We start from the raw sequence: 12,096 nt of genomic DNA on the forward strand, positions 1-12,096 counted from the left end.
GCGCGGTCGGGGAACTGGCCGGACGGCACCTCAAGAAGTGCGTGCTGGAGCTGGGTGCCGCAGCAGCGGCAACGCGGCCTTGATCGTCCACAGGGTGCCCTTGACGTTGACCCCGAGGACGAGGTCCACTTCTGACTCGTCCAGGTCGTCGAGGGCCACCGTGTCGCCGTACACCGCGGCCGAGGTGACCAGGACGTCGAGCCGGGGCAACCCCGCGAGAGCCCTCCGGACGGCAGCGAGGTCGGTGACGTCCACGACCTGACCGGAAGCGGTTCCACCGTCGGCCACGATCGCGGCGACCGTCTCGGCGGGATCGTGGATGTCCAGCACTGTCACCGAAGCACCGGCCCACGCCAGTTCCCTGGCGATCCGGGCGCCGATGCCGCGGGCGGCTCCGGTCACGACGGCCTGCTGTCCGTGCATGCCGGCCGGACCGCCCGCGGCGAGCACTCCGTTCACGAACCCTGGCCGTTCTTCCGCTCGTGGGCTTCCAGTTCTTCCATCAGCACCGGCACGCCGAGGGTGCAGGTGTGGATGCCGAGCACGCTGGTCAGCTCCAGGACCTCCATAATCTCTTCCTTGGTCGCCCCGTAGCCGAGTGCGTTGCGGATGTGCTGGCGCAGCCCCGGCTCGTACAGGTGCGTGGTGGAGGCGTCGATGGCGGTGTAGATCAGCTCCCGCACCTTGGGTTCGAGGACCCCCTTGCGCCAGGGGACGGCCGAGAAGTTCAGGTAGGCTTCGAAGAACTCCGGATCGAGGGTGAGCAGCCCTTCCCAGAACTTGTTCCAGTAGCCGCGTTCGGAGAGGAACTGCTCGCGCAGTTCGCGCTGCCGATCGGTGAGTTCGGTGGATGTCATTCGGGTTCCTCCTTACCGGGCGGCCATCTCGGCGCGGCGCCGGCGTGTGGCCGCTTCGTCCACCTGCAGCTCTTCCGGATCGTTGACCGGGTCGCCCGTGATGACGACCCCGTAGTCGCGGTAGGCGCCCTCGACGGTCACGTACTCGTCGCGCACGTCCTTCTTGACCCGCTCCGGGTCCCGTTGCAGCGGGTCGCCCCAGCCCCCGCCGCCGTTGGTGAGGTAGCGGAACACGGCGTGCGGCTTGGTGTGCCAGACCGGCGTGCTGGCGAAGTAGAAGTACTCGCCGTCCGGGTCGACGCATTTCGTGGCGGGGTCGAGCATGCCGGCGACCGGGGTCGCCCCGGCGTAGACCTCGTCGGCGGTCCCGATCAGCTCCTTGCGGCGCACGACGTCCCCGTCCTCGGGGTGGAAGATCCACGTCGCGCCGAGCCCGCCGTTCCGGCCGCCGTAGACACCCAGCCCGCTGGGGCTCTTGGTGTGCAGCGGGCTGGACCAGTGCTCGGCCGCTGTCAGGTACAACGTGTCCTTGAGCACGGCCGCGCCGCCGCGGTTGGTTCCCGCGCCGCCGCTGTCCGGTTTGTATTCCTTGCGCAGCACGACCGCCGGGAGTTCGGATTCGATCGCCTCGGTCGCTGGGTCGAGGTTGTTGGCCTGGTACACCACGGAGTAGCTGTCCGCGTCGCCGGCTTCGGTGGCGCCCCAGGGACCGTGCTCGCCGCCGCACTGGGCGGTGGTGACCCACGGTGTGCCGTCTTCGAGGACACCGTTGGCGTTGTGGATGTTGAGCGAGCCGTAGTCGCCGCCGACCGCTTTGCGGCCCAATGCCTTCTCCAGCGCGCGGAACACCGCCAGCAGGACGGGGCCGGTGCTCTCCCAGTAGAGGAAGACCGCACCGTCGGGTGGGGTGGCGCTGATGAAAGTGCCCGCGGGCAGCACGATGTCGATGTCGCGGTAGGCGCCGGAGGTGAACGGCGTGGCCGGGTCGATGAGGAATTTCAGCGCCACGCCGACGGCGGTCTTGGTGTCCAGGATGCCGGCGTTGATGCTGGTGCGCGCCTGGGGTGAGGTGCCGCTGAAGTCCAGTTCCATGCGCGGACCGGTCTTGGTGATCCTGACCTTGATCCGGTAGTCGATGGTGTCGTCGATGCCGTCGCAGTCGATGCCCTCTTCGGCCTCGTAGACACCATCGGGCAGTGCGGCCAGGGCGGTGCGCATCGCCTCGGCGGAGACGTCGGTGCTGTACCGGATCGCGCCCAGGTAGGCCTCGGTCCCGTACCGGTCGACGCTTTCCAGGATGAGCTGCTCGCCCAGCAGGAGGTTGGCGTAGATGGTCTTGATGTCGGGCAGCAGCAGGGCGCAGTACCGGGCGTTGTCGAAGATCAGGTTGAACGCCGACTTGACCGGCTTGTCGTCGCGGTAGAGCAGGGTCGGCGCGATCACCAGGCCGTTTTCGTACACGTTCCGCTTGGTACCGCTGAACCCGGCCGGGACCACGCCGCCCATGTCCAGCTGGTGGGCCCGCAGGGTCACGAACGAGATGATGCGGTCGCCGGCGAAGACCGGCCGGATGAAGCAGATGTCGTTCACGTGGTTGCCGGCGCGGTACGGGTCGTTGCAGATCACCACGTCACCGGGGCGGAGGTTCTCCGGACCGTACTCCTCGATGGTGTTGCGCACCGCCTCGGACATGGTGCCGAGGAACATGGCGAGGCTGTTGCTCACCGACGACATCGGGTAGTTCTGCTCCGGCGGCCCGGAGATGGTCGCGGCGAAGTCGTACCAGTCGCGCAGGATCAGCGAGAACGCGTTGTTGAGCAGCCCCGTGCACATGTGCTGCACGATGTAGCGCATCCGGCTGGACAGGACCGTGGCGGTGAACCGGTCGGCGCCGTACCGCTCGGTGAACTGCGCGTCGTCGAGGTCCTTGAGTGAAACAGTCATGGTCTTCCCTTCACGCCTTGCGGATGCGCAGTTCGCCGTGCGTACCGACGTGACCGGTCTGCCCGGGCACCAGGAACGTCGTGGACAGCGGCTCGCGGATGACCGCCGGACCGTCGATCGCGTCGCCCGCGCGCAGGTCGGCGCGCTGGTACTCGTGGGCGGGTAGATCCTCGTCGGTGAGGTAGCGGATGGTCAGCGTGCGGGTCGGTTCCGGGCGTTCGCCCGCGGCCCGCTCGGGCAGCACCGGGTACTCGACCTTGTCGGCGTGCACGACGGCCTGGACCCGGTAGGTCACGCCCTGCACCGGCAGCGCCTCGAACTTGTTGCCCGAGCGCTCGGCGTAGGCCGCGTGGAAGTTGGCCACCATCTGCTCGACGCCTTCGGCGGTGATCTCGCCGTCGGGCACCGTGATGAACGGCGTCTCCCACGTCTGGCCCGCCAGGCGTCCGTCGAAACTGCGGACGAACGTGACGTTGCCGCGGTCCTTCTCCTTGAGCCGCTCCGACAGGCGCTGCTCCATCGAGCGGTACACCTTGTCGATCGACTCGGCTGCTTCGGCGGTGAGCAGGGTGTAGGCGCTGCGGCTGTCGGCGTAGACGAGGTCGGTGCTGACCAGACCCAGCGCGGAGAACAGGCCCGGGTGCGGCGGCACGATCACCTCGGCGGCGTGCACCAGATCGAGCACGGCGGGCAGCAGCATCGGGCCCGCGGCACCGTAGGCGACGAGGCTGTAGTCCCGTGGGTCGACACCGTGCTGGATCGCGATGTTCGTGACGCCCTCGGCGATGTTGTTGATCCCGATGTTGAACGCGTAGGACACGCGCTGCTCGAACGAAAGCTTCGTGTCGAGCGCCTCGAACGCCTGCCTGGACAGCTCCGGATCCAGCTTCATCCGGCCGCCGGCGAACCCGTCCGGGTCGATGATCCCCATCAGCAGGCAGGTGTCGGTCGTGGCCGGCTGGGTGCCGCCGATCCCGTAGCAGGCGGGACCCGGATCCGCGCCGGCGCTGCCCGGCCCGACCTTCAGCTCGCCCGCCGCGTTGATGGTGACCAGGCTGCCGCCACCGGCTCCGATGCTGGAGATCTCGTTCGACAACGCGTTGACGATGAGGTCGTGTTCGAGTTCGAACGTGGTGTTCACGAACGGCTTGCCGTCGGTGACGATGCTGATGTCGCACGAAGTTCCGCCCACGTCCGCGCAGAGCAGGTTGTGCGCGCCGATCACGCTGCCGAAGTGCGCACTCGAGACGGTGCCCGCCGCGGGGCCGGCGAACACGATGCGGAACGGGTGCTCCATCGCGACGTCCGAGCGCACCAGCTGAGCGGCGCAGTCGGCGAAGTTCAGGTCGCCGGTGAACTTCAGCTCACGCAGACCCGCGTCGAGGCGCCGGGTGTAGTCGCCGTAGATCAGGCGCATGAACACGTCGACGACGGTCGTGGAGGCCCGGGCGAACTCCTTCGCCAGCGGTGAGACCTCGCTGGAGATCGAGACCGGGATGTCGCCCAGCTCCTCGTGCACCAGTTGCCGCAGGCGTTCCTCGTGGTGGTCGTTGACGTAGGCGTTGAGCAGGCAGATCGCCACACCTTCGACGCCGCAACGGCGCAGCACCGACAGCTGCGCGCGGGCCTGGTCCTCGTCGAGCGGGATCAGCACGGCCCCGTCGGCGGTGAGGCGCTCGCGGATCCCGCGACGGAGGTAGCGGGGCACCAGCGGACGGTTCGCGTCGCCGTAGGAGCGTCGCCAGGTGGGATTCATCAGCCCCTCGACCGGGCGCCACGTCCGTCCGATGTCGAGGATGTCGCGGTGGCCGTCGGTGGTGAGGAAGGCGATCTTGGGCAGGCGCCGGGTGATCACCGCGTTGAGGCCGTGGGTACTGGCGTGGTTGAAGACCTCGGCGGCTTCGACGCCGATCTCCTCGGCTCCCTTGAGCACGCCCCGCTCGGTGGTTCGCACGTCCGTGGACACCTTGACGGTCTTGATCTTCCCGTCCTCGATCGCCACGACATCCGTGAAGGTGCCGCCGACATCGACTCCGATCATGATGACCTTCCTCTCTCAGTTCACGTCCAGGCCATCGGAGGCCAGGGTGATCGGGCCGAGCAGCGGGCCCGGCTCGCGGGCGACCGACTCGAGCGTCTTCTGGTGCTTCACGACGATGAACCAGCCGCCCTCGGACAGGACCGGGTACCGGCGGAAGTCGGCGGCGGTGCTGCCGGGGAAGTCGCGGGCCAGGTCGACGCCCAGGGCGCGTAGGTCCTCTTCGGAGACTTCCTCCCGTGGCACGGCAAGGCCTTGCTGAGCAGGAGATTTTTCATCACTCACGGGCCATCACTCCAGTGTGTTGTGCCGGTGGCGGGTTTCGTGTACCAGTCGGTCTACGAAACGGTGACGGGAAGCACTCTAAGGCTCGGGCCGGGACCTGACAAGCCCGGACCGGGTGAGACCGGGGAAGCGCGCGGGCGGTTTCCCAGGCGGGCGCACGCGTCGCCGGGAACGCGGAATAGGCTGTGGGCTTATGCCAAGACCACCGGGACACGGGCCGGGCTACGAGATCAAGCGGCAGGAGATCATCGACCAGGCGGCGCAGCTGTTCGCGAAGCAGGGTTACGCGGCGACGGGCATCGCCGAGATCGGTCAGGTCGCCGGCCTGGCCAAGGGCGCGTTGTACTACTACATCGGGTCCAAGGAGAACCTGCTGGTCGAAATCCAGAACCGCGTTCTCAACCCGTTGCTGACCGCCGCGCGGCGGATCGCGGCACTGGACGAGGACCCGGTGCTGCGGCTGCGCCTGCTGTCGCAGACGCTGCTGGAGCTCATCCTGGCTCGGCTGGACCACATCTGGGTCTACGAGCACGACTACCGGCACCTGCGCGGTGCGAACCGGACGCGCCTTCTGCGCCAGCGCCACGAGTTCGAGAAGATCGTGCAGGACCTCCTGGTGGAGGCCATGGAGTCCGGAGCGTTCCGTGAGATGGACGCGCGGCTGGCGATGCTGCAGTTCCTCAACATGCACAACCACACCTACCAGTGGGCCAAACCCGGCGGGGGGTGGGACGCCGAGTTCCTGTCCCGCGAGTACTGCGCCACGTTGATCTCCGGCTTCCGGAGCCCCTCCTACGACGCCGACGACCTCGAGGAGCGGGTGCGCTCGTTCCGGGAGCGCGAGGGCGCCTGACCCCGGCTCCCGGACACGCGCACGCTAGCCACGGACGGACTTCCGCACGGCCGCGGCGATCCTGTCCCGATCGGGGAGCCACGCGCGTTCCAGTGACGGCGCGTACGGCGCGGGGGTGTGGGCGGCGCCGACGCGCAGAACCGGCGCGTCCAGCGTCCAGAACCCGTGCTCGGCCGCGACGGCGGCGAGTTCGGCGCCGACGCCGAAGGATTCGACTGCCTGGTGGGCGACGACCAGCCGGTTCGTCTTGGCCAGCGACTGCAGCACGGTGCCGGTGTCCAGCGGCGCGATGGTGCGCAGGTCGACGACCTCGACGCTGATGCCCTCCCGCGCCAGGTCCCCGGCCACCGCGACGCAGTCGTGCACCAGCTTCGAGTACGACACCAGGGTGACGTCCGTGCCCTCGCGGCGAATGGCGGCCTTGCCGAGTGGCACCAGGTGTCCTGGCCGCGGGCGCGGCCCCTTGCGCCCGTACAGCAGGCGGTTCTCGATGAACACGACCGGGTTGGGGTCCCGGATCGCCGCGCGGAGCAGGCCGTAGGTGTCGGCCGGCGTGGACGGCATGACCACCGTGAGCCCGGGGATGTGCGCGAGCAGCGCCTCCAGGCTCTGCGAATGCTGGCTCCCGGAGGACTTGCCCGCGCCGAACTGGGTGCGGACCACCAGCGGCAGGCTGACCGCGCCGCCGGTCATGAACCGCAGCTTGGCCGCCTGGTTCATCAGCTGGTCCAGGCACACCCCGAGGAAGTCCAGGTACATCAGTTCCACGACGGGACGCAGGCCCGCCATCGCCGACCCCACGGCCGCGCCGACGATCGCGCTCTCCGAGATCGGCGTGTCGCGGACGCGTCCGGGGTACTTGTCCGCCAGCCCCCGCATGAGCCCGAAGACGTTGCCGCCCGCGGCGACGTCGATGCCGGCGAGGAACACGTCCTCGTCGGCGGCCAGTTCGTGCTCGAGCGCCTCGTGCACGGCATCCATCGTGCGGAAAACCTCGCCGTCGGGTTCGGGCGGTTCCGGCACCGGCTCGCGAGGGACGCCGACGAAGTGGTGCAGCGTCTCCGGTGCGGGCTCGTCGGCGGCCTGAGCCCGCTCGACCGCCCTGTCGATGATCTCGTCCACCTCGCGGTCGATCTCCGCGACGCGGTCGGCCTCCAGCCGCGCGGCGAGCAGTGCGAGCGGGTCGCGCGTCTTCCACTCTTCGAGCTCGGCGGGCTCGCGGTAGCGCTCCGGGTCGCCCTCGTAGTGCCCGTGCCAGCGGTAGGTCTCCGCTTCCAGCAGCACGGGGCCGGCGCCACGGCGGAGGTCGTGGACCAGTGCGGTCGTGGTTTCGGCAACCGCGACGACGTCGTTGCCGTCGACGTGGGCGTAGCCGATGCCGTACCCGCGGGCGCGGTCGGCCAATGTCGCACGGTGCTGGTCCTTCGCGGCGGAGAACTCGGCGTAGTGGTTGTTCTCGCAGCAGAAGATGATGGGCAGCCGCCACACCGCGGCGAGGTTGACCGCCTCGTGGAACATTCCCTGGGCGACCGCGCCGTCGCCGAAGAACGCGAGCACCACGCCGCCTTGGTCGCGCAGTTGCGCCGCGGTGGCGGCTCCGGTGGCGATGGGCAGGCCCGCCGCGACGATCCCGTTGGCGCCGAAGATCCCCTTGCGGGGATCGGCGATGTGCATCGAACCACCTCGCCCCTGGCAGGTTCCGGTGCTGCGGCCCATCAGCTCGGCGAACATGCCGGTCACGTCCAGGCCTTTGGCGATGCAGTGGCCGTGACCTCGGTGGGTGGAGGTGATGACGTCCCGGTCGTCGAGCGGCCAGCACGCGCCGACCGCCGTGGCCTCCTGGCCGATCGACAGGTGCAGGAAACCGGGTATCTGGTTGGTGCGGTACAGCCGGGACGCCCGGTCTTCGAACTGGCGGATGAGCCGCATCCGCCGGTACATCTCGGTCTTCGCGCCGACCTCGCGGGCGGTGTCGCTCGCCTGAGTGGAAGTCATCCTGTTCTGCCCTTGTCTTGCTGGGGTTTCGGCCCGCCCCCTTGACATCTGGCGGGGAACCACGATTCTTGTACCGATTGTTCGAAAAAACAACTCTGACGCGAAGGTGGGTCGGATGCGAGCGTTGCGATGGCACGGCAGAGGTGATCTGCGGCTCGACGAGGTACCGGAACCACCGGCCCCGGCGCCTGGCGACGCGGTGGTGGCGGTGTCCTACGCCGGCATCTGCGGAACGGACCTGCATGAGTACACCGCGGGTCCGAATCTCATCCGGACCACACCCCACCCGCTCACCGGCGCCACGCCCCCGATGACGCTGGGGCACGAGTTCAGCGGCCGGGTCGCCGCACTGGGCTCGCCGGTGCCGGGGATCGAGGTCGGCACGCGGGTGGCGGTCGATCCGTGCCTGCGGTGCGGGGTCTGTCGCTGGTGCCGCCACGGCGAGTACCACATCTGCGCCAAGGGCGGTTCGGTCGGCGTCGCCTCGCCGGGGGCGTTCGCTCCGTTCGTCACCGTGCCCGCGGTTGGTCTGGTGCCGGTTCCCGACGGGGTGACGGACGAGCTGGCTGCGCTCGCCGAGCCCCTCGCGGTGGGGCTGCACGCGGTCCGCCGGGCCGGAGTACGGCCCGGCGACACCGCGCTGCTCCTCGGTGCCGGCCCGATCGGCATCGCGGCGCTCATGGCGCTCAAGCTCGCCGGCGCCGCGGGGATCTACGTCAGCGAGCCGGTGCCCGGCCGGGCGAAGCGCGCCGCCGAGCTCGGCGCGACCGAGGTGTACGACCCGGCCGTCAGCGACGTGCGACGTGAGGTGTTCCTGCGAACCGGGCGGGTCGGGCCGGACGTCGTCGTCGAGGCCACCGGGCGGCCCGAGCTGGTCGAACTCGCCGTCAAGACGGTGCGGCGAGGCGGCCGGGCCGTGCTCGCCGGCATCAGCGGTGGCGCCGCGTCGATCCCCCTCACCCAGATCGTGCCGTTCGAGCGAACCGTGCTCGGATCGCTGGGGTACAACTTCGACATCCCGCGCGTGCTGGACCTGATCGCCACCGCCCGGCTCGACCCCACGCCGCTTCTGACGGGTGTCTACCCGCTCGCTCAGGGGCTCGACGCGTTCGGCGAACTCAGCTCGGGTTCCCACCTGAAGATCCTGCTGACCCCGGAGGAGCGCTGAGATGGACTTCGACCTGCCCGCGGAAACCGTTGCCCTGCAACGGATGTGCCGGGACTTCGCTGCCAGGGAGATCGCGCCGTACGCGGCGGACTGGTCCGAGCGGTGCTACTTCCCGGCGGAGGTGTTCCGCAGTCTCGGCGAACTCGGCCTGATGGGCATGCTCGTCGAGGAGACCTATGGCGGCGCCGATGCCGGGTTGGTGTCCTATGTGGCCGCGATGGAAGCCCTGGGCGAGGCCGATCAGTCGGTGGCGGCGGCGTGGAACGCCCACTCCACCATCGCGACCCTGCCGCTGGCGCGGTTCGGCACTGATGACCAGAAGAAGCGGTGGCTGGTCCCCCTCGCGACCGGGGAGAAGCTCGGCGCCTTCGGCCTGACCGAACCCACGGCGGGCTCGGACGCGGCGGGCATCCGCACCAGGGCGCGGCGGACCGAAGACGGCTGGGTGCTCAACGGCACGAAGATGTTCATCAGCAACGCCGGCACCGAGATGAGCCTCGGCGTGACGGTGCTGGCGGTCACCGGTACGGATGCCAGCGGCAAGAACAGGTACGGAACCTTCTTCGTGCCGGACGGCACTCCCGGCTACGCGAAGGGGCGGCCGCTGCGCAAGCTGGGGTGGCACGCCCTGGACACCCGCGAGCTCGTGTTCACCGACTGCTGGGTCCCGGAGGACCACCTGCTGGGGGAGGAGGGCAACGGGCTGCGACAGTTCCTGGAGGTGCTGGACGCGGGGCGGGTGAGCGTCGCCGCGCTGTCCCTGTCGCTCGCGCAGGCCGCCCTGGACCTCGCGATCCGCCATGCCGGGGACCGCGAGCAGTTCGGGCGCCCGTTGAACAAGTTCCAGGCCGTGGGGCACAAACTGGCCGACATGGCCACCGAGGTGGAGGCCGCGCGCTGGCTGGTCTACCGCGCCGCCTGGCTGGGCGACCAGGGACGTCCGTACGCCAAGGCCGCCGCCATGGCCAAGCTGTACGCCTCCGAGGTCGCCAACCGGGTCGCCAGCGCGAGCGTCCAGATCCACGGCGGGTACGGGTTCATCCGGGAATCGGCGATCTCCCGGTTCTACGCCGACGCGAAGATCCTCGAGATCGGCGAAGGCACCAGCGAGGTGCAGCGCAACGTCATCGCGCGAACCCTCGTCCCGTCGGGCAAGGGGGTGGCGCGGTGACCGACTGCGTGCTGGTCGACCAGCATGACGACGTTCTGGTCATCACCATCAACCGGCCGGAGGCGCGCAACGCGATCGACTCCGCTGTCGCCCGGGCGGTCAGTGCTGCCCTGGATCAGCTGGAGGAGCGCGCGGACCTGCTGGCCGGGATCCTCACGGGCGCCGGCGGCACGTTCTGCGCCGGCATGGACCTCAAGGCTTTCCTGCGCGGTGAGGGTGTGTCGATTCCCAGGCTGGGCCTGGCCGGCCTGACCGAGCGCAGGCTGTCCAAGCCGATGATCGCGGCCGTCGAGGGGTACGCCCTGGCCGGTGGGTGCGAGCTCGCGCTGGCGTGCGACCTGATCGTCGCGGCCGAGGGCGCTCGCTTCGGAATCCCCGAGGTCAAGCGTGGTCTCGTCGCCGCCGCCGGCGGTCTGCTGCGCCTGCCCCGGCGGATGCCCTACCAGTTGGCCATGGAGCACGCCCTGACCGGAGACCCGTTCGATGCGGAGGTGGCGTACCGCCACGGGCTGGTCAACCGGCTGGTGGAGCCGGGCCGAGCGCGCGACGAGGCGCTGGCGCTGGCCCGGCGGATCAACGCGAACGCCCCGCTGGCGGTCCGGGTCTCCAAGGATGTGGTCAGCCGGTGCTGGGACTGGGGCGCGGACGAGTCCTTCCGCGAACAGCAGGCACTCGTGCGGCCCGTCTTCGAATCCGAGGACGCGCAGGAGGGCGCCCGCGCCTTCGCCGAGAAGCGGGATCCGGTGTGGCGGGGTAGGTGACGGCTTCGCGTTGGCTGTTCCGCCGCGGCGGCTTCTTCGAGCGCTCGTCGAGCGCCCGCGCCGTCGCGCGCCCGCCCAGGTCGTCAGCAGGGGCAGCGGTTCGCCATCCGCCCCGTACCCGGGGTGCGCTGTAGGTGCCCGCCCCGGGGGCGGGTGTGGATCTCTGTGATGACCTCGGGCGACGACTCCCGGCGTAATGCCGCTGGGGAGGTCGGCCGGGACCGCCAGTGATAGAGCCCCGACTGGCTGGCTTCCAGCAACCCGCAGGCCAATTTCGCCGGCAATGCCCGGTCTGCAAGGCGGGCGACTACTGTTGTCGCCCTTTGGGTCCGCTTCACCGCTGCCAGCTCCGCGTGCTCGGTGCTGCTCAGACCGGCACGTTCACCCACGGTCGATACGATCCTGCTTGGCCCAGGTGTGCGAGCACGACTCCCTGATCCCGAGCTCCTGCGCGGCTTCTCGCACTGGCTTGCCCGCTCGAACCGGGGCGACGGCGCGAGCGCGGAACTCGGAGGATAAGCCTTCGGCAGCCTCCAGACGGCAAGCCGCGGGCTCCGCGCGTCGGCGACATTCGGTTCGGCCGCGGCGCGACCCCGGGACGCGGTACGCGGCCGGATTGGCCCTCTGACCTCATCGTTGCAGGGCGAAGGCGAGCAGCTCGTCGACTTCGTCGGAGGCGGCGATGATGTCCTCGACGATGGCCATCACCTCGGCAGTGCCGTGCGCAACGTGGACGCCGGGCTGGCCGATGAGGTCGGCGGGCCAGCGGTTCGCCTGCACGATGAGGTCGGTCAGGATCACCGGCCGGCGGTGCGCGACGGTTTGCCGGGCCCTTGATCCGCGCACCGCTGTGCTCTCCGAACTCCACAACAATGGTTGCGCGCCCCTACCCGGACATCACGGTGTTGTGCATCGGGAAGCCGTGCTTGCTAGTGTCGCGCGTCGTTAATCAGTTTACGGTGGTGAGCTTGCGATGATTGGTTCGTGCCGTCGTCGGGGTTGATGATCAGTGACGAGGATCGAG

General features: G+C 69.5%; 11 protein-coding genes. 4 read left to right on the forward strand and 7 right to left on the reverse strand.

What is annotated here, in order from left to right:
• Positions 1-30 precede the first annotated feature (30 nt).
• Genes ABZ215_RS41225 through ABZ215_RS41245 form a run of 5 tightly spaced genes read right to left on the reverse strand, consistent with a single transcriptional unit; the run spans position 31 to position 5,085 of the window.
• Entirely contained in the window at positions 31-459 is a 429-nt protein-coding gene (locus ABZ215_RS41225) for an SDR family NAD(P)-dependent oxidoreductase (protein WP_354956208.1), read from the reverse strand.
• The gene (locus ABZ215_RS41230) at positions 456-857 is read right to left on the reverse strand and encodes a carboxymuconolactone decarboxylase family protein (protein WP_354956210.1); all 402 of its coding nucleotides are present in this window, start codon (positions 855-857) and stop codon (positions 456-458) included. Before ABZ215_RS41230 ends, ABZ215_RS41225 begins: the two co-directional genes overlap by 4 nt.
• Positions 858-869: 12 nt before the next feature.
• Positions 870-2,801, reverse strand: coding sequence for a hydantoinase B/oxoprolinase family protein (locus ABZ215_RS41235; RefSeq protein WP_354956212.1), 1,932 nt, complete (start codon positions 2,799-2,801; stop codon positions 870-872).
• Between the two features lie 10 nt (positions 2,802-2,811).
• Positions 2,812-4,842 carry a hydantoinase/oxoprolinase family protein gene (locus ABZ215_RS41240; protein WP_020417309.1) on the reverse strand — a complete coding sequence of 677 codons (2,031 nt, stop codon included), beginning with the start codon at positions 4,840-4,842 and terminating at the stop codon, positions 2,812-2,814.
• 15 nt (positions 4,843-4,857) lie between these two features.
• Complete coding sequence (locus tag ABZ215_RS41245) at positions 4,858-5,085, reverse strand: hypothetical protein (RefSeq protein WP_354956214.1); 228 nt, start codon at positions 5,083-5,085, stop codon at positions 4,858-4,860.
• A gap of 232 nt (positions 5,086-5,317) precedes the next feature.
• Here ABZ215_RS41245 and ABZ215_RS41250 point away from each other — a divergent pair, with 232 nt between their 5' ends.
• Complete coding sequence (locus ABZ215_RS41250) at positions 5,318-5,977, forward strand: TetR/AcrR family transcriptional regulator (protein ID WP_354956216.1); 660 nt, start codon at positions 5,318-5,320, stop codon at positions 5,975-5,977.
• 24 nt (positions 5,978-6,001) lie between these two features.
• On the opposite strand, the gene ABZ215_RS41255 is transcribed toward ABZ215_RS41250, so the two are convergent.
• Positions 6,002-7,972, reverse strand: coding sequence for a dehydrogenase E1 component subunit alpha/beta (locus tag ABZ215_RS41255; protein ID WP_354712319.1), 1,971 nt, complete (start codon positions 7,970-7,972; stop codon positions 6,002-6,004).
• Positions 7,973-8,087: 115 nt separating this feature from the next.
• On the opposite strand from ABZ215_RS41255, the gene ABZ215_RS41260 reads away from it, so the two are divergent.
• The 3 genes from ABZ215_RS41260 to ABZ215_RS41270 are packed head-to-tail and all read left to right on the forward strand — an operon-like array spanning position 8,088 to position 11,072.
• Positions 8,088-9,140 (forward strand): alcohol dehydrogenase catalytic domain-containing protein, encoded by a 1,053-nt coding sequence (locus ABZ215_RS41260; RefSeq protein WP_193354341.1) that lies wholly within the window; start codon positions 8,088-8,090, stop codon positions 9,138-9,140.
• A gap of 1 nt (position 9,141) precedes the next feature.
• Positions 9,142-10,311, forward strand: coding sequence for an acyl-CoA dehydrogenase family protein (locus tag ABZ215_RS41265; protein WP_354712318.1), 1,170 nt, complete (start codon positions 9,142-9,144; stop codon positions 10,309-10,311).
• Positions 10,308-11,072 (forward strand): crotonase/enoyl-CoA hydratase family protein, encoded by a 765-nt coding sequence (locus ABZ215_RS41270; RefSeq protein WP_027935767.1) that lies wholly within the window; start codon positions 10,308-10,310, stop codon positions 11,070-11,072. Before ABZ215_RS41265 ends, ABZ215_RS41270 begins: the two co-directional genes overlap by 4 nt.
• A gap of 630 nt (positions 11,073-11,702) precedes the next feature.
• On the opposite strand, the gene ABZ215_RS41275 is transcribed toward ABZ215_RS41270, so the two are convergent.
• Entirely contained in the window at positions 11,703-11,873 is a 171-nt protein-coding gene (locus tag ABZ215_RS41275) for a hypothetical protein (protein ID WP_354956218.1), read from the reverse strand.
• Positions 11,874-12,096 lie beyond the last annotated feature (223 nt).

The sequence above is a fragment of the Amycolatopsis sp. NPDC006131 genome, from assembly GCF_040614175.1.
Classification (GTDB): domain Bacteria; phylum Actinomycetota; class Actinomycetes; order Mycobacteriales; family Pseudonocardiaceae; genus Amycolatopsis_E; species Amycolatopsis_E tucumanensis.